Origin of the sequence: uncultured Sphingosinicella sp., assembly GCF_963974575.1 — a bacterium.
GTDB lineage: Bacteria > Pseudomonadota > Alphaproteobacteria > Sphingomonadales > Sphingomonadaceae > Sphingosinicella.
Genome location: NZ_CAXBBQ010000013.1, coordinates 32,063 through 58,074 on the forward strand (window position 1 = coordinate 32,063; position 26,012 = coordinate 58,074).

At 65.7% G+C, this 26,012-nt stretch carries 27 protein-coding genes; 9 read left to right on the forward strand and 18 right to left on the reverse strand.

The genetic code is table 11. From position 1 onward, the window contains the following. Positions 1-32: 32 nt before the first annotated feature. The 5 genes from AAC014_RS17260 (at position 33) to AAC014_RS17280 (ending at position 4,714) form a co-directional block, all read left to right on the forward strand. Positions 33-512, forward strand: coding sequence for a Dps family protein (locus tag AAC014_RS17260; RefSeq protein WP_339711064.1), 480 nt, complete (start codon positions 33-35; stop codon positions 510-512). Positions 513-574: 62 nt separating this feature from the next. Then, positions 575-1,918: an NAD(P)-binding domain-containing protein gene (locus tag AAC014_RS17265; protein ID WP_339711066.1), complete on the forward strand. Its 1,344-nt coding sequence runs from the start codon at positions 575-577 to the stop codon at positions 1,916-1,918. A gap of 10 nt (positions 1,919-1,928) precedes the next feature. Further along, positions 1,929-3,122, forward strand: coding sequence for an acyl-CoA dehydrogenase family protein (locus AAC014_RS17270; protein ID WP_339711068.1), 1,194 nt, complete (start codon positions 1,929-1,931; stop codon positions 3,120-3,122). A gap of 10 nt (positions 3,123-3,132) precedes the next feature. Next, complete coding sequence (locus tag AAC014_RS17275; protein ID WP_339711070.1) at positions 3,133-4,251, forward strand: acyl-CoA dehydrogenase family protein; 1,119 nt, start codon at positions 3,133-3,135, stop codon at positions 4,249-4,251. 139 nt (positions 4,252-4,390) lie between these two features. After that, positions 4,391-4,714, forward strand: coding sequence for a hypothetical protein (locus AAC014_RS17280; protein WP_339711072.1), 324 nt, complete (start codon positions 4,391-4,393; stop codon positions 4,712-4,714). Positions 4,715-4,813: 99 nt separating this feature from the next. On the opposite strand, the gene AAC014_RS17285 is transcribed toward AAC014_RS17280, so the two are convergent. Beyond that, positions 4,814-6,040, reverse strand: coding sequence for a serine hydrolase domain-containing protein (locus tag AAC014_RS17285; RefSeq protein ID WP_339711074.1), 1,227 nt, complete (start codon positions 6,038-6,040; stop codon positions 4,814-4,816). 65 nt (positions 6,041-6,105) lie between these two features. Between AAC014_RS17285 and AAC014_RS17290 the strand changes: the two genes are divergently transcribed. After that, positions 6,106-7,536: an MATE family efflux transporter gene (locus tag AAC014_RS17290; protein ID WP_339711075.1), complete on the forward strand. Its 1,431-nt coding sequence runs from the start codon at positions 6,106-6,108 to the stop codon at positions 7,534-7,536. Here AAC014_RS17290 and AAC014_RS17295 read toward each other — a convergent pair. The 3 genes from AAC014_RS17295 to cysD form a co-directional block, all read right to left on the reverse strand. After that, positions 7,495-7,926 (reverse strand): acyl-CoA thioesterase, encoded by a 432-nt coding sequence (locus AAC014_RS17295; protein ID WP_339711076.1) that lies wholly within the window; start codon positions 7,924-7,926, stop codon positions 7,495-7,497. The two genes, AAC014_RS17290 and AAC014_RS17295, sit on opposite strands and share 42 nt — an antisense overlap. Positions 7,927-8,019: 93 nt before the next feature. Further along, entirely contained in the window at positions 8,020-9,924 is a 1,905-nt protein-coding gene (gene cysN, locus AAC014_RS17300; protein ID WP_339711078.1) for a sulfate adenylyltransferase subunit CysN, read from the reverse strand. Continuing rightward, on the reverse strand, positions 9,924-10,820 hold the full coding sequence (gene cysD / locus AAC014_RS17305) for a sulfate adenylyltransferase subunit CysD (protein WP_339711080.1): 897 nt from the start codon (positions 10,818-10,820) through the stop codon (positions 9,924-9,926). The genes cysN and cysD overlap by 1 nt, the downstream gene beginning before the upstream one ends. Before the next feature lie 203 nt (positions 10,821-11,023). Between cysD and AAC014_RS17310 the strand changes: the two genes are divergently transcribed. Next, positions 11,024-11,389 carry a hypothetical protein gene (locus AAC014_RS17310; protein ID WP_339711083.1) on the forward strand — a complete coding sequence of 122 codons (366 nt, stop codon included), beginning with the start codon at positions 11,024-11,026 and terminating at the stop codon, positions 11,387-11,389. Positions 11,390-11,395: 6 nt separating this feature from the next. Here AAC014_RS17310 and AAC014_RS17315 read toward each other — a convergent pair whose 3' ends face one another. From AAC014_RS17315 to AAC014_RS17380, 14 genes are all read right to left on the reverse strand, one after another. Next, complete coding sequence (locus AAC014_RS17315) at positions 11,396-11,860, reverse strand: hypothetical protein (RefSeq protein WP_339711085.1); 465 nt, start codon at positions 11,858-11,860, stop codon at positions 11,396-11,398. Beyond that, positions 11,857-12,564 carry a type II secretion system protein N gene (gspN, locus tag AAC014_RS17320; protein WP_339711088.1) on the reverse strand — a complete coding sequence of 236 codons (708 nt, stop codon included), beginning with the start codon at positions 12,562-12,564 and terminating at the stop codon, positions 11,857-11,859. Before gspN ends, AAC014_RS17315 begins: the two co-directional genes overlap by 4 nt. Then, complete coding sequence (gene gspM, locus AAC014_RS17325; protein ID WP_339711090.1) at positions 12,561-13,037, reverse strand: type II secretion system protein GspM; 477 nt, start codon at positions 13,035-13,037, stop codon at positions 12,561-12,563. Before gspM ends, gspN begins: the two co-directional genes overlap by 4 nt. Next, positions 13,037-14,128, reverse strand: a complete 1,092-nt coding sequence (gene gspL, locus AAC014_RS17330) for a type II secretion system protein GspL (RefSeq protein WP_339711092.1) — start codon at positions 14,126-14,128, stop codon at positions 13,037-13,039. Before gspL ends, gspM begins: the two co-directional genes overlap by 1 nt. Next, complete coding sequence (gspK, locus tag AAC014_RS17335; RefSeq protein ID WP_339711094.1) at positions 14,125-15,102, reverse strand: type II secretion system minor pseudopilin GspK; 978 nt, start codon at positions 15,100-15,102, stop codon at positions 14,125-14,127. The genes gspL and gspK overlap by 4 nt, the downstream gene beginning before the upstream one ends. Continuing rightward, positions 15,099-15,707, reverse strand: coding sequence for a type II secretion system minor pseudopilin GspJ (gene gspJ, locus AAC014_RS17340; RefSeq protein ID WP_293782820.1), 609 nt, complete (start codon positions 15,705-15,707; stop codon positions 15,099-15,101). Before gspJ ends, gspK begins: the two co-directional genes overlap by 4 nt. Beyond that, positions 15,704-16,069: a type II secretion system minor pseudopilin GspI gene (gene gspI / locus AAC014_RS17345; RefSeq protein ID WP_339711097.1), complete on the reverse strand. Its 366-nt coding sequence runs from the start codon at positions 16,067-16,069 to the stop codon at positions 15,704-15,706. The genes gspJ and gspI overlap by 4 nt, the downstream gene beginning before the upstream one ends. Beyond that, complete coding sequence (locus tag AAC014_RS17350; protein ID WP_339711099.1) at positions 16,056-16,526, reverse strand: GspH/FimT family pseudopilin; 471 nt, start codon at positions 16,524-16,526, stop codon at positions 16,056-16,058. The genes gspI and AAC014_RS17350 overlap by 14 nt, the downstream gene beginning before the upstream one ends. After that, positions 16,498-16,941 (reverse strand): type II secretion system major pseudopilin GspG, encoded by a 444-nt coding sequence (gspG, locus tag AAC014_RS17355; RefSeq protein WP_339711101.1) that lies wholly within the window; start codon positions 16,939-16,941, stop codon positions 16,498-16,500. Before gspG ends, AAC014_RS17350 begins: the two co-directional genes overlap by 29 nt. An 8-nt stretch (positions 16,942-16,949) precedes the next feature. Then, positions 16,950-18,176 carry a type II secretion system inner membrane protein GspF gene (gspF, locus tag AAC014_RS17360; protein ID WP_339711103.1) on the reverse strand — a complete coding sequence of 409 codons (1,227 nt, stop codon included), beginning with the start codon at positions 18,174-18,176 and terminating at the stop codon, positions 16,950-16,952. After that, positions 18,163-19,683, reverse strand: coding sequence for a type II secretion system ATPase GspE (gspE, locus tag AAC014_RS17365; RefSeq protein ID WP_339711105.1), 1,521 nt, complete (start codon positions 19,681-19,683; stop codon positions 18,163-18,165). The genes gspF and gspE overlap by 14 nt, the downstream gene beginning before the upstream one ends. A gap of 4 nt (positions 19,684-19,687) precedes the next feature. Continuing rightward, positions 19,688-21,748 (reverse strand): type II secretion system secretin GspD, encoded by a 2,061-nt coding sequence (gspD, locus tag AAC014_RS17370; protein ID WP_339711108.1) that lies wholly within the window; start codon positions 21,746-21,748, stop codon positions 19,688-19,690. Then, the gene (locus AAC014_RS17375; protein WP_339711111.1) at positions 21,745-22,533 is read right to left on the reverse strand and encodes a type II secretion system protein N; all 789 of its coding nucleotides are present in this window, start codon (positions 22,531-22,533) and stop codon (positions 21,745-21,747) included. Before AAC014_RS17375 ends, gspD begins: the two co-directional genes overlap by 4 nt. A gap of 95 nt (positions 22,534-22,628) precedes the next feature. Continuing rightward, entirely contained in the window at positions 22,629-23,417 is a 789-nt protein-coding gene (locus AAC014_RS17380; protein ID WP_339711113.1) for a prepilin peptidase, read from the reverse strand. Positions 23,418-23,478: 61 nt separating this feature from the next. Between AAC014_RS17380 and AAC014_RS17385 the strand changes: the two genes are divergently transcribed. Further along, positions 23,479-24,255, forward strand: coding sequence for a hypothetical protein (locus tag AAC014_RS17385; protein ID WP_339711116.1), 777 nt, complete (start codon positions 23,479-23,481; stop codon positions 24,253-24,255). Positions 24,256-24,461: 206 nt separating this feature from the next. Then, entirely contained in the window at positions 24,462-25,973 is a 1,512-nt protein-coding gene (locus AAC014_RS17390) for a hypothetical protein (RefSeq protein ID WP_339711119.1), read from the forward strand. Positions 25,974-26,012 lie beyond the last annotated feature (39 nt).

Consider the following 26,012-nt stretch of genomic DNA (forward strand, 5'->3'; position numbering starts at 1 on the left):
TCCACGAGTATGCAGCGACGAAAGGAACCATCATGTCCGACACCGAATCCAATATCGGCATCCCCGCGGAAGACCGTGCCAAGATCGCCGACGGCCTCTCCCACGTGCTTGCCGACACCTATTCGCTGTACCTGAAGACCCACAACTTCCACTGGAACGTCACGGGTCCGATGTTCAACTCGCTGCACGCGATGTTCATGACGCAGTATAACGAGCTGTGGCTCGCGACCGACGAGATCGCGGAGCGCATCCGCGCACTCGGCCACTTCGCGCCCGGCGGTTACAGCGCGTTCGGCAAGCTCACCAGCATCAAGGAAGCGCCCGAGCAGCCGCCCGAGGCGATGGAAATGGTGAAGCAGCTCGCCGAGGGCAACGAAGCCGTCGCGCGCACGGCGCGGAAGATCTTCTCGATCGTGGAAGACGCGGGCGACGAGGTCTCGGTCGATCTGCTCGTCAGCCGGATGCAGTACCACGAGAAAACCGCGTGGATGCTGCGCTCAACGCTCGGCTGATCAAAGACCCCTATTGATTCGGGTGAGTTGACGCTTCGGGCGCCGCACCCGAATCTGGGGGCATGGGAGCTTCCTCACCAAAAGTCTGCATCATCGGCGCCGGTTGCAGCGGTTTCACCACCGCCAAGCGGCTCGCCGATCACGGCATTGCCTTCGATATCTTCGAAAAATCCGATCGCGTCGGCGGCAACTGGGCCTATGGCAATCCGAACGGCGTTTCTGCCTGCTATCAGTCGCTGCACATCGACACATCGAAAACGCGACTGCAGTTCGACGACTTCCCGGTTCCGGCGGACTGGCCGGACTTTCCGCACCACAGCCTGATCGACAGCTATTTCAACGCCTATGTCGATCATTTCGGGCTGCGGGAGCGCATCCGCTTCAACACCGAGGTGCGAGCGTGTCGGCCGCTCGACGGCGGCGGCTGGGAGGTGACAGCGGGCGGCGAAACGCGCCGCTATGACGTGCTGGCGGTGGCGAACGGGCACCACTGGAAGCCCAACATACCCGCCTTCCCCGGCGCTTTCGACGGGCCGCAGATCCACAGCCACAACTACCGCACACCGTTCGAACCCGTGAACATGGTGGGCAAGCGCGTGCTCGTTGTCGGGCTCGGCAACAGCGCGGTCGATATCGCGTCCGAGCTTTCCCAGCGGCCGATGGCGGCGAAGCTGTTCGTCGCCGCACGGCGCGGCGTGTGGGTGCTGCCCAAATATCTGGGCGGCAAGCCTTCGGACAAGCAGGCGCTGCCCGAATGGATGCCGATCGGCCTCAAGCGCCGCCTCGCCGCGTTCGTGGTGAAGCGCGCGGTGGGGAGCATGGAAAGCTACGGCCTGCCCGCGCCCGATCATGCCCCGCTCGAAGCGCACCCGACGGTCAGCTCTGAATTCCTGCTCCGCTGCGGTTCGGGCGACATCACCGTGAAACCGAACATCGCGGCGCTCGAAGGCGACAGCGTGCGCTTCGAGGACGGGAGTAGCGAGGCGATCGACGCGATCGTCTACGCGACCGGCTACCAGATCGCTTTTCCGTTCCTGAGCGACGCGGATGCGCCCGTGGTCGACAACCACATCGGGCTTTTCAAGCGGATGGTGCGCCCCGAACGGACGGATCTGTGGTTCATGGGACTAGCGCAGGCTCTGCCGACGCTCGTGAACCTCGCCGAGCAGCAATCGAAACTGCTCGCCGCATGGCTGACCGGCACGTACGGCTTGCCGGATGCGGAGTCGATGCGGCGTTTGATCGGCGAGGACGAAGCGCGGCACCAGGGCCATTACTATGCCTCGCGCCGCCACACGATGCAGCTCGATTTCGACGTTTATAAACGCGAGATCGCGCATGAACTGAAAGCCGGCAGCAACCGGTGTAAAGACTGGCCGGCGGCAACGACCGCCGCTGCCGCCTGAGGAGGATAGAATGGACCTGTCGTTCAGCCCCGAGGACGCCGCCTTCCGCGAGGAGGTGCGCCGCTTCATCGACGAGAATTACCCTGAAAACCTGAAGGGCAAACTCGACGAAGGCGAGGAATGGTCGAAGGAAGACTATCTCTCGTGGCACCGGATTCTCGGCAAGAAAGGCTGGGTCGCGCCCGCGTGGCCCACCGAATACGGCGGGCCGGGGTGGAGCGCGACGCAGCGCTACATCTTTTCCGAAGAGCTGGCGCGCGCCGACACGATCCCGATCCTGCCGTTCGGGATCAGCATGGTCGCGCCGGTGATCTACACGTTCGGCACGCCCGAACAGAAAGCGCGCTTCCTGCCGCGCATCCTTTCGGGCGAGGACTGGTGGTGCCAGGGCTATTCGGAGCCCGGCGCGGGGTCCGACCTCGCCTCGCTGCGGACCAAGGCCGAGCGCGACGGCGACCATTATATCGTGAACGGCCAGAAGACGTGGACGACGCTCGCGCAGCACGCCGACTGGGGCTTCTTCCTCGTTCGCACCGATCCTTCCGTGAAGGCGCAGGAGGGCATTTCCTTCCTGCTCATCGACATGAAATCGCCCGGCATCACCGTGCGCCCGATCATTACCTTGGGCGGCGAGCACGAGGTGAACGAGGTGTGGCTGGAAAACGTGCGCGTGCCCGTGGAAAACCGCGTTCACGAGGAGAACAAGGGCTGGACCTGCGCGAAGTTCCTGCTGGCGCACGAGCGCACCGGGATTGCAGGCGTCGCGCGATCGAAGCGTGGCATCGAGAAGCTGCGCGCGATCGCGGCGGCGGAGCTGGACGGCGACCGGGCGCTGATTGAAAACCCGTTCTTCAAGCGCAAGATCGCCGAGCTGGAAATCGATCTCGCCGCGCTCGAATTCACTGAGCTGCGCGGGCTCGCAGCGCTCGCGGCAGGCAAGCCGCCGGGGGCGGAATCCTCGCTCCTGAAGATCAAGGGCACCGAGATCCAGCAGCGCATCACCGAGCTGACGCTGGAAGCGGTGGGCCACTACGGCGCGCCGTATTTCCGCGGCCTCGGCGACAGCGACAACGAGCACGCCATCGGGCCGGACTATGCGCTGCGCGCCGCACCGACCTATTTCAACATGCGCAAGACCTCCATCTACGGCGGGTCGAACGAAATCCAGCGCGGTATCATCGCGAAGATGGTTCTCGGGCTCTAGGGGCAAGATAATGGACTTCAGCTACACCGAAACGCAGACGATGGTGCGCGACACGCTCGCGCGCTTCCTTGCCGACCGCTACGACCACGAAACGCGCATGAAGATCGCGCGCAGCGACGGCTGGTCGCCCGACATCTGGAAGGCGTTCGCCGAGGAACTCGGTATCCTCGCGGCGCCGTTTTCCGAAAGCCTCGGCGGGCTCGGCGGCGGCGCGGTCGAGAACATGATCGTGATGGAGGAACTGGGCAAAGCGCTGGTGCTGGAACCCTATCTTTCAACCGTGGTGATCGGCGGCGGCTTCGCGCGCGAGACGGGCCGCACCGACCTGATCGAGAGCATCATCGCGGGGACGACGACCACGGCGTTCGCGTGGGCCGAACCCAAGGGCCGCTTCGATCCGGCGAACATCGCGACCGCCGCGAAAAAATCGGGCGGCGGCTGGACGCTTTCGGGCCACAAGGCGGTGGTGCGCGATGCGCCGTTCGCGAGCCACCTGATCGTCACGGCGCGCACCGGCGGCGGGCAGCGTGAGCAGGCCGGCGTGAGCCTGTTCCTCGTGGAAAGCAGCGCGAAGGGCGTGGTGCGGCGGGATTACCCGACCGTGGACGGCGGACGCGCCGCCGAAGTTTATTTCGAGAACGCCGAAGTGCCCGGCGAAGCCCTGCTCGGCGAAGCGGACGGCGCGTTCCCGCTCGTCAGCCGGATCATCGACGAGGCGACGACCGCGCTCTGCGCCGAAGCTGTCGGTGTGCTCCGCGAACTCCACCGGCAGACGCAGGACTATGCGCAGCAGCGCAAGCAGTTCGGCCAGCCGATCTCGAAATTCCAGGTGCTCCAGCACCGCATGGTCGACATGTTCATGGAGGCCGAGCAGGCGGCATCGATGGCGCTGATGGCAACGCTCAAACTCCCCGACCCTGCGGCCGTTTCAATGGCCAAGGCGAAGATCGGCAAGGGGCTGACGCTGAGCGGACAGGAAGCCATCCAGATCCACGGCGGCATGGGCATGACCGACGAACTCGCGGTCGGCCACTACTTCAAGCGCGCGACGATGATCGAAAGCCAGTTCGGGAATACCGACTGGCATCTGCAGCGATATGAGGCGCTGGCGTTTGGGGAGGCGGCGTAAGGCGGCTCCCTTCTGTCTCTTCAAACACGACAAAATTGTTTTAAAACCCGTTGTGCGATAACCGGTTCAGGCCAATTGCCGACGTCGCAAGATAATACTACCCTTCCGAGGAATTAAGTTCTTTTGATGAGAGCGACCAGTGAAAGTCTATATCGCTATTCGCGACTGGGTAGATCGTCAGTGCGACGCCCCGGGATTACGGTTCAAAATACTACTCTTGCCAGCAATGTTACCGCTGCTGCTGTTCCCCGTGACCGGAAGCACCCCTACATTGACCATGACGGTGTGCGTTTGGTTTATAGGCTGGAACCTCTTTGTATTCTGGCGCTATTGGATTTTCCTGAAGGTTGTATCGCGCAAAGCTGACGAACAATATGATAAGGTTGGAAAATTCAATTTAGCAAACGAGTATCACGACACAGAAAGCGCTACTGCTGCAGGCAAGAGGAAACGACGGGTCTGACTGCACTCACTTTCCGGCCCTTGGTCGCGCGTGCAGTTCTCTTTTGCGGGGCATCAAATGTGCGCTCCCCGCCATAAGTCGCCAACGACATAATCGCCATCAATCCTCGATCGCAGCGTAGACCATCGTCTTGAGTTCGCGGCGGACGGGGTAGGACGATGAGGGGATGAGCTGGGTCATGAAGATGCAGATGAGGTCTTCGACCGGATCGATCCAGAACGCGGTGGAGGCGGCGCCGCCCCAGAAATAGTCGCCCGCTGAGCCCGGGATCATCGTCTTCGCCGGGTCCATTGTCGTTGCGAAGCCGAGGCCGAAGCCGATGCCGTTGTAGTTCGCTTCCGAGAACAGTGACACGGACAGCGCGGGCAGATCGACGCCGCCCGGCAGGTGGTTCGCGGTCATCAGGTCGAGCGTCTTGCGGCTGATGTAGCGGCGTCCATCCGCCTCGCCGCCGTTCAGGAGCATCTGCGCGAACTTCAAATAATCATGCGCCGTGCCGACGAGACCGCCGCCGCCCGAGACGAACGCGGGGGGTTCCCGGAAACCTGACAGCTGCGGATCGTCCTGCAGGATCGTGCGTCCGCTCGAGGTGAGCGCGTAACAGGCGGCGAGGCGGTGTTCCTCGCCCGCGCGAACCTGAAAATCCGTGTCGACCATGCCGAGCGGGGTCAGCAGGCGTTCGCGCAGGAAATCCTCGAAGGCTTGCCCGGAGATGCGCTCGATCAGGTAGCCGAGCACATCGGTCGACACCGAATAGTTCCACTTTTCGCCGGGCGAGAATTCGAGCGGCAGCTCGGCAAGCCCCGCAATCATCTCGGCGAGCGTGATCGTGCCCTTCTCGATCTCGCCGATACCGCGCGCGCGGTAGGCCGCGTCCACATTGGTGCGGTTCTGGAAACCGTAGGTGAGGCCCGAGGTGTGGCGCAGCAGATCGATGATCAGCATCGGCCGGGCGGGCATCGTCGTCTGGAAACCCGGCTTGTCGATGCCGCCCGCGAAGACGCCGAGATCCTTCCATTCGGGGATGTAGAGGTGGACGGGGTCATCGAGCGCCACGCGCCCCTCCTCCACCAGCATCATGAACGCCACCGACGTGATCGGCTTCGTCATCGAATAGATGCGGAAGATCGTGTCTTCGGCGAGCGGCGTAGCGCGTTCCCGGTCCGCAAGGCCGCGCACGCCGACATGGGCGATCTCGCCCCGGCGCGCGACCAGCGTCAGCGTGCCGGCCATCTTGCCCGGCGCGACATACGTCTGCTCCAGGAAGTCGTCGATGCGGGCGAGCCTCGCCGCCGACATGCCATGTCCCTGACCGACTTTCAGCACCAACAGGGCCTCCTTCAACGCACCCTCGCCTTGTACGACGCCATCGTACACGGATGCACTCGCCAATGTCATCGGTTTCGCGTATCCGGGCCGGCTGTTTTGAAACCGGTTCGATGGACATGCTGAAGATAAAGACCGCCGCGCGCGGAAGCCTCTCTGAACTGCTGGCGCTCGCCTCGCCGGTGATTCTGTCGCGCCTCGGCATCATGGTGATGGGGCTGACGGACGCGATCGTCGTTGGGCACCACAGCTCGATCGAACTCGGTTACCACGCGCTTGGCTGGGCGCCGACGATGATCGCGCTGACGACCGGGGTCGGACTGTTGACGGGCGTGCAGGTGCTGACCGCGCAGCGCGTCGGCGAGGGACGCCCGGAGGATGCGGGCGCGGTGCTGCGGCGCGGGCTGGCCTTTGCCGCTGTGGTCGGCTTGGTGTTCGGTACGGCGCTGTGGTTCGGCGCTGCGCCGGCGATGCACGCCATCGGCCTTGAACCCGCGCTTGCCGAGGGGGCAGCGAAGGTCGCGCGCACTTTCGCGCTCTCGACGCCCGCCTATCTGCTCTCGATCGCCCTCATCTTCTGGCTGGAGGCGCTCGGGCGGCCGGGCCCGGCGGCGGTGCTGATGTGGGGCGCGAACATCGTCAATCTTGCAGCGAACCTCTGGCTGGTGCCGGGCACGTCGCCCTTTCCGGTCGAAGGCGCTGTCGGCTCGGCAACAGCGACCTTTATTGCGCGCACCGCGCTCGTCGTGGGGCTTGCCGCCTATCTCGTGTTGTGGTCCGACGCTCGCCGGAGATATGGTCTATTCGCCGCAGCGCCCGGCGCGCCGGGATGGAAGCCGCTGGTCTGGATCGGCGGCGCTTCGGCGGCTTCGCTGTTCGTTGAAACCACCGCATTTGCGGGCATGAACGCCATCGCAGGCCTGCTCGGCGGGCTGCAGGCAGCAGCGTGGGCGGTCGTGTTCAACGTCTCCGCGATCGTCTTCATGGTGCCGCTCGGCTTCGCGTCGGCAACCGCCGTTCTCGTGGGACGTGGCTTCGGCGAACGCTCGCCCGTCGCTGTTCGCCGATCGGGAATGTTGGGCCTGGCGGCGACCGGATCGGCGCTCGTCGTGATCGCCGCGATCGTGGCGCTGCTGCCGGAGACGATCGTCAGCGCCTACACGACCGATCCCTCGCTCATCGTGCTGGCGGTTCCCGCGATGGCGCTGTCTTCGCTGTTCTTTGTTGCGGACGGGTTGCAGGTCGTCGCGGCGAACGCGCTGCGCGCCCGCGACGACGTCTGGCTGCCGACGCTCACCCACACGATCAGCTACGCGGGCGTGATGCTGCCGCTCGGCTATGTGCTGGGGTTGCCGCTCGGCATGGGGCTCATCGGCCTTGTCTGGTCGGTGGTGATCGCCAGCCTGTTCGCGTCGGGCTTCCTGCTCACGCGCTTCTGGTGGCTTTCGCGCCGCTCACTCGCTCCGCAGGCGGAGGCTCTCCAGAGCCTCGCGTAGGAGCGGCGGCAGCGGGGCGTTGCCGTGTTCGTCGCGGTGGACGAGCACCGAATCGCAAAGCCCGATGCACACCCCGCGCTGAAACATGGCAAGCCCGAGGCGGTAAGACGAACCGCCGACATGCACGACTCCGGCGCCGATCTCGGCCGGATCGGGCCAACGCCCTTCCGCGAGATAATCGATCGCGAGGTGCGCGATGAAAACGCGGAAGCGTTCAAGCCCCGGCCGGTGGTGCAGATCAAAATGAAAGCGGACGCGTCCCTCTTCATAGAAGCGCGCAACCGCCACATTGTTGAGATGGTGGTTGAGGTCCATGTCGCCGAAGCGCGGCACCATATCGATCCGAAACGGATAGGCAGCCAAATCCCGGCGGCGCGGATCATCCCTCATGCGTGCATCATTCCTCGACCGTGAATTTCGACAAGACATGGCAGGTTGAACCCGCCGGGTCCGCCCTTCATTCCGTGAGGGTGAAACCGGACGTCAGGCTTCCAGGAGCCGCTCGACGATGGCATCCGCCGCCTCTTCCGGCGACATCTGCGTCGTGTCGATGCGAATTTCCGCGTTTTCCGGCGCTTCGTAAGGGCTGTCGATGCCGGTGAAGTTGCTGAGCTGGCCAGCGCGGGCTTTCTTGTAGAGGCCCTTCACGTCGCGCTTCTCGGCCTCGGCAAGCGGCGTATCGACGAACACCTCGACGAAATCGCCTTCGGGCAGCATTGCGCGCACCATCTGCCGCTCCGCGCGGAACGGCGAGATGAAGGCGGTGAGCACGATGAGGCCCGCATCCGTCATCAGCTTCGCGACCTCGCCGACCCGGCGGATGTTCTCGACGCGATCGGCATCGGTGAAGCCGAGGTCCTTGTTGAGGCCGTGGCGGACGTTGTCGCCGTCGAGAAGGAAGGTGTGCTTGCCGAGCGCGAACAGCTTTTTCTCGACGAGGTTCGCGATCGTCGACTTGCCCGCACCCGAAAGACCGGTGAACCAGAGCAGCTTCGGTTGCTGCGCCTTCTGCGCGGCATGTGCCTCGCGCGTGATGTCCGCCGTCTGCCAGTGGATGTTCTGCGAACGCCTGAGCGCGAAGTGGATCAGCCCCGCGCCGACCGTGGCGTTCGTCATGCGGTCGATGAGGATGAAGCCGCCGAGTTCGCGGCTTTCCGCATAAGGCGCGAACGGGATCGGCTTGCCGAGCGCGATGTTGACGACGCCGATCGCGTTGAGATCAAGCGTCTTCGCCGCAAGTTTCTCCAGCGTGTTGACGTTCACCTCGTACTTCGGCTCGGTGATCGTCGCCGAGACGGTGGTGGTTCCGAGCTTCAGCCAATACGGCCGGCCGGGCAGCATCTTCGCGTCCGCCATCCAGACGACGGTCGCTTCGAACTGGTCGGCGACTTCGAGCGGCGACTCCGCCGAAACGATCACGTCGCCGCGCGAACAATCGATCTCGTCGGCAAGCGTGAGCGTGACCGACTGGCCCGCGACCGCTTCATCGAGATCGCCGCCCGCTGTGACAATGCGCGCGATGGTGGACGTCTTGCCCGAAGGCACGACGCGGACGGCATCACCCGGCTTCACGCTTCCGTCAGCGATGAGGCCCGCGAAACCGCGAAAATCGAGGTCGGGGCGATTCACCCACTGCACGGGTATCCGCAAGGGACCCGCCTGACGCGCGCTGCCGTCGACCTCGACCGTTTCGAGGTGCTCGACGAGGCTCGGGCCATCGTACCACGGCGTGTTCTCGCTGCGGCTGCCGATATTGTCCCCGCCGAGCCCGGAAATCGGGATCGCCTTGAAGCGGGTGACGCCGATCTCGGTCGCGAACGACCGGTATTCGAGCACGATACGGTCGAAAACAGCCTTATCGTAGCCGACGAGGTCCATCTTGTTGATGGCGAGCACGAGGTGGCGGATGCCGAGCAGGTGCGCGAGATAGGAATGCCGCCGCGTCTGCGTGAGCACACCCTTGCGCGCATCGATGAGGATGACGGCGAGGTCGGCGGTGGACGCGCCCGTCACCATGTTGCGCGTGTACTGCTCGTGACCGGGTGTGTCGGCGACGATGAACTTGCGCTTGTCGGTCGCGAAAAAGCGGTAGGCGACGTCGATGGTGATGCCCTGCTCGCGCTCGGCGGCGAGACCGTCCACCAGCAGCGCGAAATCAAGCGCGCCGCCCTGCGTGCCGACGGTCTTCGAATCGGCCGTCAGCTTGGCGAGCTGGTCCTCGAAGATCATCTTCGAATCGTAGAGAAGCCGGCCGATCAGCGTCGATTTGCCGTCGTCCACGCTGCCGCAGGTGATGAAACGGAGCAGCGACTTGTTCTCGTGCTGCTCAAGGTACGCCTCGATGTCGCGTTCGATGAGGTCCGAGGAGCCGTAAACTTCGAGGGCCATCAGAAATACCCCTCCTGCTTCTTCTTTTCCATCGAGGCGGCCTGATCGTGATCGATGGCCCTGCCCTGCCGCTCCGAGGTGGTGGTCAGCAGCATTTCCTGAATGATCTCCGGCAGCGTCGCCGCCGTGCTCTCGACAGCGCCCGTCAGCGGATAGCAGCCGAGCGTGCGGAAGCGGATCGAACGCATCTCCGGCGTCTCGCCGTCGAGCGGGAACCGATCGTCATCCACCATCAGCAGCAGGCCGCCCCGCTTCACCGTGGGGCGCGGCGCCGAGAAATACAGCGGCACGATGGGGATGTTCTCGCGGTGGATATATTGCCAGATGTCGAGCTCGGTCCAGTTCGAGATCGGGAAGACGCGGATGCTCTCGCCCTTGTTCTTGCGGACGTTGAACAGGTTCCACAGCTCGGGGCGCTGATTCTTCGGGTCCCAGCGGTGCGTGGCGGTGCGGAAGCTCATGATCCGCTCCTTGGCGCGGCTCGCCTCCTCGTCACGGCGCGCGCCGCCGAAGGCCGCGTCGAAGCCATAGTGGTCGAGCGCCTGCTTCAGCCCTTCGGTCTTCCACATGTCGGTGTGCAGCGATCCGTGATCGAACGGATTGATGCCGCGCTCCTTCGCTTCCGGGTTGTGCCACACCAGAAGCTCCATGCCCGCGTCCGCCGCCGCCTTCTCGCGAAGGTCATACATGGCGCGGAACTTCCATGTCGTGTCGACATGGAGCAGCGGGAATGGCGGCGGGGCCGGATAGAAGGCCTTTTTCGCCAGATGCAGCATCACGGCGGAATCCTTGCCGATGGAATAGAGCATCACCGGCTTCTCACACTCCGCGACAACCTCGCGGAAGATGTGAAGGCTCTCGGCTTCAAGGCGATCGAGATGGGTCAAGGGCTTCATGGGATGCTCTATGCGCGAACAGACCTTACCAAACAAAATACAAAGTCTTGTGCACCGCCTAGCTGTGTTTTCCAGCCCGCTTTTTCAGCCCCGCCCCGTCTGTCACATAAATGTAATAATTCATTTACGGGACTGTCATAAAACTGTAATGTTCAAAAAAAGAGGGGTTCTGAGTCGAGGACCAGTACCGAGGGAGTGTCGCCATGAAACTTATGCTTGCCGCCGCCACCGCCGCCGCCGCGCTCCTTGCCGGCTGCGCCACTTCGCCCACCCAGCAGGCCGAGATCGGCTATGCGCGGGGCTCGCTCGGCTATGCTGCGATGACAAAGGGCGACTGGCAGAAGGCTGAATCGCAGCTGATGCGCACGAATCAGGATGATCCCGCCCGCCTTCTCAACCTCGCGCAGGTCTACCGCGTGACTGAGCGCGATCTCGCCGCGCGCGACCTCTATGCGAAGGTGCTGGAGGAAGACGATATGCAGCTCGTACTTTCGGACGGCAGCGTCGTTTCGGCCCATACGGTCGCAAAATCCGCGCTGCAGACGACAGCGACCGCAGCGCGCAACTAAGCGCGACTAACGGCAGCCGATCAGGCCAAACACCGGAAGCACGACCGAACCGCGCGCTGACTGCAAGGTCAGCGTGCCTTCGGGAATGATGGCGCCCGCGAGCAGGCCTTCGCGCTGCTCCATACGGACATCGATGGCGACGCTGTGCTCAGCGCCTGCAAAGCGCTGCACCGGCGCATGGCGAACGATGGGGTCGCCTTCGGACGCGGTGCGGGCGAGCACGATGACCTTGCCGCCATCGACGATGCGGATCGTCGCCGGCTCATCCAGAACGAACGCGATGCGGCGCGCAGGCTCGGTGCGCTGCCACAGCGCCATGCCGCACTGGCCCTGCTGAAGATCCTGCTGCGGGAGCTCTGCAAGCGGGCGCTCGGCGGAAACACTGGTCGCCAGCGGACGCGGCGCCGGGCCGCCGGCCCCGCCACAGGATGCGGAGGCAAGCGCGCCGAACAGAATCGCGGCACGCCTCATTGTAGGCGGCCCTCCCCGCGCAGCACGAGATTGCCGCCTTCGCGCACGAAGCCCGCGGCGAGAAGGCCCGCATCGGTATCGGGTGCGCCAGACACCTTGATCTCGTAGGTGTAGGCGGCATCGCCCGCGACGTGGACGAAGAGGCTGGCATCACCCGCCGGGGTGCGCCCCGTGAGCGGCAGCAGCAAGCGCCCGCCCGCACAGGTCGCGGTGCCCGCGAGCGACATGCTGGACGTCTCCATGCGTACATCGGCGGAGACGGCGCCCGACGCCGTGCGGCAGGTCTTGTCCACGAAGGCGACGCTGAAATCCTGAAGCGAAAGCGTGGCGGCCACGCCCGGCACGAGCGGCGGCATCGGAATGGCAGCGGTGACACCCTCGGCGGCGAAGGCGCCGCGCGCAGCGACAAGCGCGCCCACGGGGGCGGGCCCTTCGGCTTCCGGCGCGAAACGGAAACGCGCCTCCCCGGTGAGAAGCGCGAGCGGCGACAGCGACAGGCGCAGATCACCAAGCGAGGCGCTGCCGAACCCCGCACCCGCAGCGTGCCCGGACCAGATCGATCCCGAAACGCTGCGCGCATGGAAACCCTGCGCAGGAAGCGGCGACAACGACAGTGCGAACGCCAGCGGGAACAGGATCAGCAGGAACAGAACGAGCGCTGCCGCGAACACTGCGGCAAGCGCGCGGGCCGGAAGCACCGTCATGCCGGACCGTCCGAGAAACCGATGTCGGTCGAAACGGTGGAATCGTCGTTGCGCTGCACGAGCACACGGTCCGCGACGACTCCTTCTTTTTCGAGCCCCGCGATCCAGCCGAACAGGAAGGTCGGCCTCACCGCCGCGATGCCAACGCGGACGCCGCCACCGTCTTCGGGCTGTGTCGACGTGAATTCGAGCCCCGCCGCGCTGGCCGAGGCGGCGACGATGTCGCGCACCGCGCGGCCGTCCTTGCCCGCTGCAGCCCCGCCCTCCGCAGCGATCCCGGCGGCGGCGGCGCGCGCCGAAGGCATCTGCGCGGCGATGCGGTCGTGGCGTTCGGCGGCGCTCTCCCGGAAGGCGGCAAGTGGCCGCAGGATCACGAGCCAGAACAGCATCACGAGCACGATAACGCCGAGGATGCCAAGCAGCCGCTGCTCGCGCGCGTAGCGACCGTTCCACCATGTTAACGCTGTTTGCATCACAGGCGCGTCACCTCAATATCGATGCGCTGGCCGTTGTCGCCGACGCGCGAGGCGCCCTCAACCAGGTTGAGCCCATCCGCCGCCATGCGCTGCTTCACGGGTTCGACTGTGGCGCCCATAGGGGCGATCAGCGTCGCGCGCATCGCGCCCGTGGGTTCGTAGCGCAGAGATTCGAGCCGGATCGTGCCGCTCGCCTGCAGCGCGCCGAACAGCGACGCCGCCATGCCGGCGAAACCGCCGCTCGATGCCGATGCAGCATAGCGCTGTTGAAGCTGCAGGGCAGGATCCGTGATCGCCACACCCGGCAGCGCTTTCGCGGCCAGCGTCTGCATTTCCGCCTCCAGCGCGTTCGCCGCGAAGTGGTGGCGGAGCGCGAGCGCGAGATCGGCGCCGAGCCACGCCGCGACGATGCCCGCTGCAAGCAGGGCCATGCGCCGGATATCCGCACGGCCGAACGCGCGCGCGGAGGCCTTGCGGAATTCGCCCTGGCGAAGGTTGAGCGGCGCTTCAGGATAGGTGGGAAGATCGAGGATATCGCGCAGGATCGGCCGCAGCGGCCGGCCGCCGATCAGAATTTCCGCAAGTGCAGGCTCGGTTTCGAGCGCGAGATCGGGCGCGCGTACGAGCAACATGTCGCCCGAGCGGAGCGTGGAAACGGCGTCCTCGATCACAGGCAGCAGCAGCGGTGCGGGCACCACCTCGTCAGGATCAAGGCCGTGGTGCGCGAGCGCGGCAAGCCAGCCTTCCATGATGCCTTTGTCTACGATGCCGATGAGGCGCCGGCCGGCAGCGTCCACGCCTTCCGCCGCCGCGACATGCTGATCGGCGATCGGCGCGGCAACGAAATCGGCAGCGAGGTGGCGCGCAGCGGCGGCGGCCTGCGCGGCGGATGCCGCGGCAAGCTCCACCCAGTGCAGCGACACGGCGTTGCCCGGCACGATCGCTGTGACGCGCGTGTCCGCGTCGATCTGCGCCTCGGCATCGTCGACGAGCAGCCCGGAGGCGAGCGTGCGTCCGTCCTCGCCCTGCGTGCGCCAGCGCAGGGCCGTCCCCGATGCGGGGAGCAGAACATAGAGGTGCCGGCTCATTCTTCGACCGTCCAGCGGCGCTCGACAACGCGCGTGCGATCGCGCGAGACATCGAGCAGCGCGGTTTCGGTGAGCGCAGTGCCCGCGATGTCCATATCGATCTCCAGCGCGAACCAGCGCGAGGTGAGCTTCACCTGTTCGAGCTCCTCGCTTGAGGGGTTCAGCGCCGCAAGCGGCTCCCAGAAATCGAGAACGTCTGTCCAGCCGCCCGCAGGACGGCCCGCCATCACCTGACGGGCCGCATCGGGCGTGAGCCGGCCAGGCAGGATCATCGTCAGAAGCGGCGCCTGGGCCGCTTCGAGCGTGTTGACGTTGATCGGTGAAAGTTCAGTTGTCGGCAAGGCGCATACCCAAGGTCTCACGACTTCATAGATTTCCGGCGTGATCCCCGCAACCGCGCGCAGTTCGCTGACTTCGGCAAGCATCGTATTCCCCGTGCGATACGCGGGCGACAGGCGCGTGTAGGCTTCGTCCTCGCCGCCAAGCGGCAGCGGCGACGAATCCGCGTCGATCCAGTCGGCGAGCGTGAACGCGGCGCGGCCTGCCTCTGCCTCGGAAATGCCGAGCGTCGTCATCAGCGCCCTGAACTGCGCGATGCCGCGCGGGCGGGCGCGCAGTGTCGTGGGTGAGCCGCCGTCCGCGACGCTGTTAAGATTGAAGCAGTTGCCGCCATCGGAGACGCGGGCGCGGATGGTTCCGGCCTTGTCGGGCGTCGGGAACGTGAATTCGCGGCCGCTCCAGCCCGCGGGAAGACGCTCGCCTGCCATGCCGACCAGCGCCGCGATGCGTTCGAGCGCCATCACCTCCGCGCCGAGCACGGTGTAGCGCGCCTGCATGGCGACGCGGCTGTTGCCCGCCATGCGCATCGAGCGATTGATGGTTTCAAGCGCGGTCGCGGTGAGCGCGCCCATCACCGCCACGAGCATCAGCACGGTGAGCAGCGCCATGCCTTGCTCGCGCACACGCCGCTTCACAGCGGCACCTGCGTGAGGAAAAGCTGCCGCACGACGCCGAAGCGCGCCGTGGTCGCGTCAATGCGGACGGCAAGAGGCAGGATTGTCGGTTGCAGCGGATCCCACGCCGCGCGCCAGTCAGCGGTGGCGACAGCGCCCGGCGTCGGGTCCGGCGCGGCGCGGTAGGCGACATCGACAGCGCTCACACCCTTCGCCAGCACCGCAGGTTCGCCGAATGCCGCGCCGTCCACCATCGGCCGGGCGCGACGCACGATGGCATCGTTTTCCAGCCGGTATTCGACATATTGCAGCGACGCGCGCGGGGCGCCGCCGGGATTTTCCCAGCCGCGCCGCACGAATGCGAACAGACGCCCACTGCCGTCAGCGCCTTCGAACGCCGGTCGCACCTCCCCCGCCTCTCCGCGCGGCATACGCTCGGCGGCCTGCGCGAGATCGGCGCGCAGCGCGGCGCGCAGGCGCTGGAAATCCTGAACCGACGCGGACACGTCCGACAGGCGAAGCTGCGCGTCGGCGGAATTGCCGAGCACGACGACCGCCGCCGCCGCGAGCAGCGAGAACACGAAGAGCGCGACCAGCGTCTCGACAAGGGTGAAGCCGTTCCTCACGGCGCGGCGACGCCCCGGAAGGCCGTGAGATCGCCCGCAGCGCCACCGGGCCCGCGCACGCCAACCGAGATGCGAATGAGGCGCGGATTCTCGGTGCGCGCAACTTGCCGTGTCACGGTCCAGTTCACCCCGGCGTTCACCACCGTGCCGCTGGTTTCCCCGAGCGCGGGCGGCTCAGGCTGCGTGAGCGCATCGACGACAGCGTTCTCGGCGACGATATCGGCGAGGAGCACATCCTCGACGCGGCCGGCCGTCAGCGCGTTCGCGGCGCCGAGGCGGATGAGCGCGAGCACGGCGAGGCCGAGCACAGCCATCGCGACCATGACCTCGATCAGCGTGAAGCCCTGCTCACGCGCCCGCATCGACCCTCACCTCGCCCGATCCGAGCACGCGCACCACGGTGCGGCGATCGTCGTTCATCAGCGTCAGCGACTGTGCCTCGCTCATGCCGACGCTGTCGAAACTCACGCGAAGCTCGCCGTTTTCGGGAAGCGCAGGCGTTGTGCCGCCGCGCCATGCCGCCTCAGCGAGCGGTTCGTCGTCGAGCGGCTTCCACGTCTTGCCCTGCCGCTCGACGAAGCGGTAACCGCGCGCGTTGAGGATCGCAGAGGTCTCACGGTTCGCCAGAATGGCGTGATCGCGCGCCGCGAGAAGGCGGGCAGCAAGCCGCTCGCTCTCACGCGCCAGTGTCGATTCCGATGACGGCAGGTTCACCACCACGACCGCCGTCATCAGGCCGACGATCGCCAGCACCACCATCATCTCGACAAGGGTGAAGCCGCGCTCCGTGCTAATTCTGCCAGTTGCCGAGATCGGCATCGTCCCCTTCCCCGCCCGGCTTGCCGTCGGCGCCGAACGAAAAGATGTCGAAGCGGCCGTGGGTGCCGGGAAACGCGTACTGGTAAGGATTACCCCACGGGTCTGCCGGAAGCCGCTGAAGGTAACCGCCGCTGCGATAACGATCCGGCCGCGCCAGTGTCGCGGGGGGCGAGGTCAGCGCCTGCAAACCGTCCTCGGTGCGCGGGTAGGTCATGTTGTCGATGCGGTACATTTCCATCGCCTGGCCGATGAGCGCGATGTCGGCGCGCGCCTTCTCCACCATCGCGCGGTCCTGGCTCGGCAGCACGTTGATGACGACGAACGTGGTGAGGAGACCGATGATGGCGAGCACGACCATCAGCTCCACGAGCGTGAATCCGTCTTCGCGTTTCTTTTTCTTTTCGGGCGTCTGCACGGGGAACCTCACTTGATGGCAATTGTGTCGAGCTGCAGGATCGGCAGCAGGATGGATAGCACGATTGTCGCGATCACGCCGCCCATGATGACGATGATGAGCGGTTCGAGCAGGCTGAGCGCACTTTTCGTGAAGGCATCGAACTCGCGCTCCATGTAGTCGGCGGCACGGCCGAGCATCTGCGCGAGCTTCCCGCTCGATTCGCCCGACGCGGTCATGTGGACGAGAAGCGGCGGGAAGATGCCGGTGCGGCGCATCGAACCCGACAGGCTGCCGCCCTCACGGATCGATTCGACCATGTCCTCGGTCGCGCCGCGCAGCACGCGGTTGCGGATGGTGCGCGAGGTGACGGCAAGGCCATCAAGCAGCGGCATACCGTTGTCGACCATCGTGGAAAGCGTGCGCGCAAGCCGCGCGGCATGAAGATCGCGAAGCAGGCGGCCGATCAGGGGAATGCCGAGCAGCCGGCGATCGACCTTCAGATGGAAATCCTCGCGCTGCATCATGCGCCCGAAGACAACGACGCCAATGCCGAGGAGCACCAGCACGATGAGGCCATAGCTCGTCAAGAATTCGGAAATGCCGATCACGATGCGGGTGAGCAGCGGCAGTTCCTGCCCCATGTCGTTGAACTGTTCGACGACCTTCGGGATTACATAGGTCATCATGCCGATGACGATGAGGAGCGCGACGAACGCGAGCATCGCCGGATACGCGAGCGCGGTGAGGATCTTGCCGCGCACCTCGGCCTGGCGTTCCTGGAGGTCCGCGAGGCGTTCGAGGATTTCGGTCATGCCGCCCGAGCCTTCGCCCGCCGCGACCATCGCACGGTAGAGCGGCGGAAAACTCGCGGATTCGAGCGCCATCGCGTCGGCGAGACGGCGGCCTTCGACGACACCGCCGTGGACGCGCCAGACCACATCGGCGACCTTTTTCTGTTCCGCCTGCATGGCGATCGAACGGAGCGACTCTTCAAGCGGAGACACCGAAATGAGCGTCGCGAGCTGGCGCGTGAACAGCGTGAGCGCCTTGGTGGAGAGCTTGCGGCGACCCAAACCGGCGCTGAGCGTGGGCGACGAAGCGGCGCGCGCCTCCGTAGCGGTGGCGCCGAGACGGACGGGAAACAGCTTGCGGCGTTCGAGAAGCGCGCGCGCGTCTGCATCGCTCGCGGCGGTCAGCTTACCCGTGCGCTCGCGGCCCGCGGTGTCGAGCGCGAGATACTCAAAGGTCGGCATCGACCGCCGAGTCCCGGCGCATGATCCGCACCGCCTCTTCAACCGTGGTCTTGCCGTCGACGACGAGACGCCGCACCGCCGCCGCGATATTCGGCGCACGGCCGAACGCCTGCCGCGCGATCACGGCTTCGTCGGCGCCCGAGAGGATGAGCTGGCGGATATCCTCGTCGATCCGTACCGCCTCGTAGACGCCGATGCGGCCGCGAAAGCCAGTGTTGGCGCACGAGGGGCAACCGACCGCATGGCGGATGACGACACCCGCATCGAGCCCCAGCGGCGCGGCATCGGCGGCACTCGCCTGCACCGGCTGCGAACAGACGCTGCACAGCCGCCGCACCAGCCGCTGCGCGACGACGAGGCGAAGCGACGAGGCGAGCAGGAACGTCTCGACGCCCAGATCCTTGAGGCGCGTGATCGCACCGACGGCATCATTGGTGTGGACCGTGGAGAGCACGAGGTGGCCGGTGAGCGAGGCCTGCACGGCGATGTCTGCCGTTTCGGAATCGCGGATTTCGCCGACCATCACGACGTCCGGGTCTTGCCGAAGAATGGCGCGGAGGCCGCCCGCGAAGGTCATGCCGACCTTGGTGTTCACCTGCGTCTGCCCGACGCCGTCGATCGCGTATTCGATCGGGTCTTCGACCGTGAGGATGTTGCGCGTGCCGTCGTTCAGCAATCTGAGGCCCGAATAGAGCGTCGTCGTCTTGCCCGATCCGGTGGGACCGGTGACGAGGATGATGCCGTGCGGTTCCTTCAGCGCATCGGAGACGACGCGAAGCAGATCGGCGGGCATGCCGAGGTCTTCGAGGCCGAGTTCGGCCTGTTCCTTGTCGAGGATACGCAGCACCACGCGTTCGCCGTGGCGCGAAGGCAAGGTCGAAACGCGGACATCGAGCGCGCGGCCGCCGAGCGACAGCCCGATGCGCCCGTCCTGCGGCAGGCGGCGCTCGGCGATATCGAGACGCGCCATCACCTTGATGCGGCTGACGACGAGCGGCGCCACTTTCGCCGGCAGGCGCAGCGCCTCGCGCAGCACGCCGTCCACACGCAGGCGGACGATCAGCGTGCTCTCGTAAGGTTCGATGTGGATGTCGGACGCGCCCTGCCGTACCGCTTCGGCAATGACGCCGTTGATAAGGCGGATAACTGGGGCGTCGTCCTGCGTGTCGAGAAGGTCTTCGGCAGCCGGAATATCCTCGGCAAGCGCGCCGAGATCGCCGACTTCGCCGAGCCGGTCCGAGACCTGCTCGGCGCTGAGAGCGTCGGTCGCATAGCCTTCCTGCAGCAGACGTTCGAACTCGCGGCGCGGCACGAAGCGCACGACGATGGGGCGGCCGAGGATGCGACGCACTTCGGTGAGCGCGCGCGGATCGTCGCCTTCGCGCAGGCCGACGCCGATCTCCACGCCCTCATCTTCAAGCACGATCACACCGAAGCGCTTCGCGAAGGCATAGGGGATCTGGATCGGGCGTTCGGAAGGCAGCGGTGCGACGTCGCCGGCCGTCATGATCTTACTCCGAGGGCGGCGGCGCGGGTTGCGGCGCAACCGGCGGGGCAGCGCCCATGTAATCGCGCACCAGCGCGTCGAGCGACGGCTCCTGCTTGGGATAGCGTTCCCGCTGCATTTCACGCGTGTAGTTGAAGCGGCGTGCACTGATCGCCTGCGCATCCTGTCGGCTGCGCACGATCGTTGGGCGTATGAAGATCATCAGGTTGGTCTTCGTGCGGCTGCGCGACCGGCTCGTGAAGAGTTCACCAAGCACAGGGATATCGCCGAGCAGCGGCACCTTCTCGATCGTGCGGCGCTCGTTCTCGTCGATGAGGCCGCCGAGCGCGATGATGTCGCCGTCGTCAACCGTCACGGTCGTCTCGATCTCGCGCTTGTTGATGATGAGGTCCGAGGACCCCGTCGCCACCGGCCCCGCGATCGAGGACACCTCCTGCCGCAGGAACAATTTGATGGCACCGCCGGCGTTGATCTGCGGCTTCACCTGCAACTGAACGCCGACATCCTGCCGCTGCACGGTACGGAAGGCGTTGTCGAAGTTGGGCGACAGCGCCTCGCCGGTCGTCATCGGGACTTCCTGGCCGACGAGAATCTTCGCTTCCTGGTTGTCGAGCGTCATGATCGACGGCGTCGACAGCACGTTGGAGGCGGTGTCGGATTTCACGGCGTTGATCACGGCGCCGAACAGCGCATCATTGCCGATCTCGCCGCCGAAACCGAACAGCGAGCCGGAGACGCCGAGCAGCGACTGGACCGCCGCCTTTTCGAGAGTCTCGGCAGCCGAAGACGTTGTGCGGCCCGTTGTGGTGACGCCGTCGTTGGTCGTGGTCTGTGTTCTATCAAGTTCGCGCGCACCGATGGCCCCTGCAATCGCCAGCAGATTGGGCGCGCTGTTTGAATAATTTGTGACAGCGAACGGCACGCTGTTGCTTCCCGTGCCTGCAAGCAGGAACTGGACGCCGAGTTGCTTCGCCGCATTGTCGGAAACTTCGACGATAATCGCTTCGACGAGCACCTGCTCCTGCCGCACGTCGAGCTTGCGAATCACCTCGTTGAGCGAGCGCTGCACATCGGGCGGCGCGGAGATGACGAGCGCGTTCGCGCCTTCGTAGCGCGCGATGACGGCGCGGCCCGGCCCTGGCGGGGCGCTGCCCGCAGGCGTCGTGGAGACGCTTGCCCCCGCATTCGACATCTGCCCGTCCTCGCCGGACTGCGATGCGCTGTTCACAACCGTGACCTGCACCTGCTGCCCGGCGATCTGCTGGAGCACCGGAAGCAGCGCGCCCGCATCGGCGTTCTGCAGGAAGACGACCTGGATATCCGTGCCCGCCGAGGCGCGCTTGTCGAGATCGGAAACGATCGCCGCCATGCGCCCCACCGCTTCGGGATCGCCGCGCAGGATGACGCTGTTCGAGCTATCGACCGGAATCACGGAAACCGCGCCCGCGCCGTCCGAACCGGCAGCGCGCGACACCGATTCGATCGCCGCCGCGATTTCCCGCGCGCCGGCATTGTCGAGCGTGATGAGGCGCATCGACGTGCGGTCGCGGTCGATATCCTTCAGCACCGAGCGCACGCGGGCGAGATTGTCCGCATAATCCGCGATCACGACGGAACTGCCGCTCTTGCTCGCACTGATCTGACCCTGGGCGCTGACAAGCGGGCGCAGCGCCTCGATCGCGGACTGCGTATCGATCGACTTGAGATCAATGACCTGCGTGACGAAACTGCTGCTACCCCCCCGCGTCGGTTGCTGCGCAGCGTTCGCGGCAGGCGCGATGCGGAAGGCGCCGCCATCGCTGGGGATCGCGATGAAGCCGTTCGCCCGCAGCGTGGAGAGGAAAACTTCGAAATACTGCGTGCGCGAGAGTGGTCGGTCGGCGACGACCGAGACCTTGCCCTGCACGGCGGGGTCGATGATAAACGTGCGCCCCGTGGTGCGTGCAACGTCTTCGATATAGGCGCGGATGTCTGCATCGCGCAGGTTGATCACCTGCTGGGCGGGCGCGGGCACCGCAAAGGCGAGCGCAAGCGCCGCGCCGATCAAGAAGCGGCCCGCCCTCACCGAACGATCTCGAACGTCACAGTCTGCACCTCGGCCCCACGCCTGATTTCCAGCACCGCGACGTCGTTGTCGCCGATGAGGTTCGTGATGTTCCCGGGCGACGTCTCTGAATCGATTCGGACGCCATTCACCGAAAGCAGCACATCGCCAGCCTGTAAGCCGATTTCGTTAAACAATCCGCCACTTCCCAGCGGTTTTAGCGCAAGGCCTTCGACCTCGCCGCCGTTGCGGACAAGCGTGCCGGTGATCTCGCGTGAGACGCGGTCGAGCGGAACCTGCGCCGCGGGCGCATCCGCCACCGGCGCAGGCGCCGGCGAAACAGCGCGCGCGGGCACGGACTGATCGAGGAAAAGCTGCTCGAGCGACCCGCCACGGCTGACCGTAACGCTGTCGAACGCGACGCTGTGGAGCGTGACGCCGGGCATAACCTCCTCGCCGACGAGGAAGCTGCGCTGCGTGCCATCGACGCCGATAATCGCCGAACCCCGGCCGCTGACGTTATCAACGCGCGTACCGTAAAGATCGATGGCAAGGTCGGAGACGACGGTCGGCCCGCCACCGTCAAGCATCTGGAAAAACGGATCGAATCGGCCGAGCACGACCGCATCGGACCGTGCGGCGAGTGTGGGCGGGGGCGGCGCGCCCACAGGCCCGATCGGTACCAATAGCGCCCACACAAGCCGCGCTGCGGCGAAGGCAAGCACCAGCGCCAGCAGAACCTGCGCTGCCGCCACGAGGCTGCGCGCGTTCACACGCTGCAGCCATTGCCTGTCAGTGAACCCCATTCCGTCCGGCCCGCCTTCACGAAATCGCCCCGCTAGGGAGTTAGCATGTCAGTTTGATGACGGCGAGCACCATCGCGTGTCATATCGGGACATTCTCAGGAGGGGTATAGCAACGCCAGCGGAACAATGGGAACACGCGCCGCCGCCGCCCAGACACCGATGGCCGCAATTGCAAGGCAGGCACCGAGCGGAACCCGCGTCGCCGCGCCCACCTCCGCGCCGCGCAGCTTCCCCAGCGCAATGAGCGCGAACCCTACGAGCGAGGCGACGATCACCACGAACGGCAACGCCTGCCAGCCCACCCAGAGCCCGATGCCGCCGAGCAGCAAGGGATCGCCGCCGCCCATTCCCTCGCGTCCGCGCAGCGCGCGATAGCCAAGTCGAACGGCTTCAAGGCCAAGGAACCCCGCCCCGCCGCCGATGAGCGAGGCCGCAACGTCCCCGCGCGTGATGAACAGCGCCGCGATGCCCGACAGCGCGAGGAGGACGGTCAGCCGCTGCGGTAGCCAGTAGTGCCGAAGGTCGAGCGCCGCGAGCAGCAGCAACAGCCACCCGAACACCGCCCACACGAGATCGGCAGGCACCCGTGCCAGCAACACGGCGAGCAGCCCGACAAGCCCCGCGAGCAGCTCCATGATCCATGTAAACGCAGGAATCGCTACGCCACACCCACGGCAGCGGCCGCGCAGCGCGAGCACGGAAAGCAGCGGCACAAGCTCCAGCGGCCCGAGCGTGCGTCCGCACGCATCACACGCTGAACGCCCGCCCACGACCTGACGCCCGTCCGGCAGGCGCGCAGCGACAAGCGCAAGAAAGCTGCCGATGATCGCACCGGCAACAAATCCGCAGGCCAGAAGCCATCCGGCGTTCCCGCTGACGGTCAAGACGGCGCTGCCCCTTCCCTTGTCGCAAATCTGTCATGCACCCGGCCTAACCGGCTTTCCCGTGGCTATCACAATCGGCAACAGGCTCAACCCCGGGACGGTCCGGCTGGCGCTGCTTTTCGCGGCCGGCGCCGGCGCTGTGGCAATCTTCGCGCTCTGGCCCGAAACCGCGCCGCCTCCGCCGGCCCCGCCACCCATGCCCGCTGTCGTGCAAGCGCCGCCGCCATCCGCGTCGTCGCCCGCACCGACGCTGACCCCCGCGGACGTCGCGGAGGTCCGCGTGTATGGAACGCTGGGGAACGCCGCGATCGTGTCGGTCGGAAAAGACGCGCAGCAGCGCGTGTCGATCGGCCGCCAGCTCTTGCCCGGCATCACGCTGGAAAGCACAGCGCCCGGCCACATCATCGTCGCGCGCGGCGACACGCGATTGAAAGTGCCTCTGCTCACCTTCGACGGAAACGCCCCCGCAGCCACGCTCGTGACGGCGGACACGAAGATCAAGGCCGGCCCCGCCGCGAAAGCCCCCACGCTGTCGCGCGCGGCGTTCGGCGGCGACAACCGCCGCCGCCAGACGCTGGCCTTCCAGCTCGGCCTCGTTCGCGAACAGCAAGGCGAGGTGACTCTCGGCTTCCGCGTGCGCAAGGCCTCAACCATGCCGTTCTTCGCGCGGGCGGGGCTCCGTGACGGCGATATCGTCTCCACGATCAACGGTGGCGGCCTCCATGACGAGGAAAAGGTCATGGAGCTCGCCGACGAACTTGCGCAGTCGAAACGTGTCGTGATCGGCTACATCCGGGACGGCCGGACGCAGGAAGCCGTGGTCGATTTCACCGACTGACTGAATTGTGACGAATTTGTTTCTATTTCACGAAAGTATCGTGAAAGCATTTCATTGAATTGTCACAATACTCGTTCGCAAAACATTGCGAAATTCGTAATATTTCCATCATGAATCGCCCCTAGGCGTCCGGCTCGGGACGGCAGTCATCGCTTCGGATTCGCAATGACCGCCTTGTTTGCCACGAACACCAAAGGGGTGCCTCAATGTCACATCTCCGCAGTTTCCTGATGCTTGGTTCCGCGCTCGCACTTGTTGCGTGCGGCGCAGACGACGTTGCATCCCCGGGCGAGGGCGTCATCGTGACGCCGACCCCCACCCCCACCCCGACGCCAACCCCCACGCCGACGCCGACACCCACCCCGACACCGACGCCGACACCCACGGACTGCCCGACGGGCACAGCCAACGTCGGCACGATCGAAGGGATGCGGAACTGCCAGGTTTCAGGCACGATCACCGGCAACCTCGTGCTGCGTAAGCTCGACGGCGTCATCTACTCGCTGAACGGCCGCGTCGATATCGGCCGCGACATTGGCGGCGACGGCAACGCAGCAGGCGGCGCGCAGGGCATCCTCACGATCGAACCGGGCGTCACCGTCTTCGGCTCGACGCAGGCGGATGCGCTCGTCATCAACCGCGGCTCGCAGATCTTCGCGGAAGGCGAAGAAGATGCACCGATCGTGTTCACCAGCCGTTCGAACATCGAAGGCAATGTCGGCGAAAACAGCATCGGCCAGTGGGGCGGCATCGTCGTGCTCGGCCGCGCGCCGATCAGCGATTGCTCTGACGCGGGTGCGGTCGGCGGCGCCGTGGACTGCCAGGGCCGCGTCGAAGGTGTCAGCAACGCGTTCTACGGCGGCGCCTCCGCCAACGACAGCAGCGGCCGGATGCGCTACCTTCAGGTTCGCTATCCCGGCTTCGAGCTTTCGACCGGCAACGAGCTGAACGGCATCACCATGGGCGGCGTCGGTCGCGGCACGGTGTTCGAATATATTCAGGTTCACAACAGCTCCGACGACGGCATCGAATGGTTCGGCGGCACGGTGAACGGCAAGTATATCGTGCTCACCGGCAACGATGACGACTCGATCGACACCGATCTCGGTTACACCGGCGTCAACCAGTTCGTGATCGTCGTGCACCGCGCTGCGGGCGGTGACCACATCTGGGAGGCCGACTCGAGCGGCAACGAAGACGCGACGCCGCGTCAGGACACGCACTTTGCCAACGTCACGGCGGTCGCCAACGGCGGCACGTCGATCCTGCTGCGCGGCGGCGGCGACTATCAGCTGAGCAACTGGGTCCTCACCGGCCCGACCGGATCGCTGTGCCTCGACATCGACGGCAACGCGACCATCCAGGCCGCGAACCCGGCGATCGAAGAGAACGGCCCGCCGATCTTCAAGTCGGTGTTCCTCGCCTGCGAAGCGCCCTATGTCGATGACACGAGCGTCACCGCCGCCCAGATCCAGGCGATCTTCGAAGCGGCCGGCACCAACAACACGCCAGCCGGCACCTCGACGCTCACGGGCACCTTCATCAACGGCGCCAACGAAACGGCCGCCACGGCGGTTTCGAACCTCAGCACGATCAACAGCTACTTCGCGGATGTGAACTACATCGGCGCCGTGCGCGATGCGGCTGACACGTGGTGGCAGGGCTGGACCTGCGGTCTGCCCAGCCAGTCGGCCTGCACCGCCAACCCGGCGAACTGATCGACGTGGACCATCCGGGGCGGCGGCGCTGCCAAGCGC

Coding starts and splice junctions, on each gene's coding strand:
- AAC014_RS17260 (WP_339711064.1), top strand. CDS start 33: ATGTCCGACACCGAATCCAATATCGGCATCCCCGCGGAAGACCGTGCC.
- AAC014_RS17265 (WP_339711066.1), top strand. CDS start 575: ATGGGAGCTTCCTCACCAAAAGTCTGCATCATCGGCGCCGGTTGCAGC.
- AAC014_RS17270 (WP_339711068.1), top strand. CDS start 1,929: ATGGACCTGTCGTTCAGCCCCGAGGACGCCGCCTTCCGCGAGGAGGTG.
- AAC014_RS17275 (WP_339711070.1), top strand. CDS start 3,133: ATGGACTTCAGCTACACCGAAACGCAGACGATGGTGCGCGACACGCTC.
- AAC014_RS17290 (WP_339711075.1), top strand. CDS start 6,106: ATGTCATCGGTTTCGCGTATCCGGGCCGGCTGTTTTGAAACCGGTTCG.
- AAC014_RS17295 (WP_339711076.1), bottom strand. CDS start 7,926: ATGAGGGATGATCCGCGCCGCCGGGATTTGGCTGCCTATCCGTTTCGG.
- cysN (WP_339711078.1), bottom strand. CDS start 9,924: ATGGCCCTCGAAGTTTACGGCTCCTCGGACCTCATCGAACGCGACATC.
- cysD (WP_339711080.1), bottom strand. CDS start 10,820: ATGAAGCCCTTGACCCATCTCGATCGCCTTGAAGCCGAGAGCCTTCAC.
- AAC014_RS17310 (WP_339711083.1), top strand. CDS start 11,024: ATGAAACTTATGCTTGCCGCCGCCACCGCCGCCGCCGCGCTCCTTGCC.
- AAC014_RS17315 (WP_339711085.1), bottom strand. CDS start 11,860: ATGAGGCGTGCCGCGATTCTGTTCGGCGCGCTTGCCTCCGCATCCTGT.
- gspN (WP_339711088.1), bottom strand. CDS start 12,564: ATGACGGTGCTTCCGGCCCGCGCGCTTGCCGCAGTGTTCGCGGCAGCG.
- gspM (WP_339711090.1), bottom strand. CDS start 13,037: ATGCAAACAGCGTTAACATGGTGGAACGGTCGCTACGCGCGCGAGCAG.
- gspL (WP_339711092.1), bottom strand. CDS start 14,128: ATGAGCCGGCACCTCTATGTTCTGCTCCCCGCATCGGGGACGGCCCTG.
- gspI (WP_339711097.1), bottom strand. CDS start 16,069: ATGCGGGCGCGTGAGCAGGGCTTCACGCTGATCGAGGTCATGGTCGCG.
- AAC014_RS17350 (WP_339711099.1), bottom strand. CDS start 16,526: ATGCCGATCTCGGCAACTGGCAGAATTAGCACGGAGCGCGGCTTCACC.
- gspF (WP_339711103.1), bottom strand. CDS start 18,176: ATGCCGACCTTTGAGTATCTCGCGCTCGACACCGCGGGCCGCGAGCGC.
- gspE (WP_339711105.1), bottom strand. CDS start 19,683: ATGACGGCCGGCGACGTCGCACCGCTGCCTTCCGAACGCCCGATCCAG.
- AAC014_RS17375 (WP_339711111.1), bottom strand. CDS start 22,533: ATGGGGTTCACTGACAGGCAATGGCTGCAGCGTGTGAACGCGCGCAGC.
- AAC014_RS17390 (WP_339711119.1), top strand. CDS start 24,462: ATGTCACATCTCCGCAGTTTCCTGATGCTTGGTTCCGCGCTCGCACTT.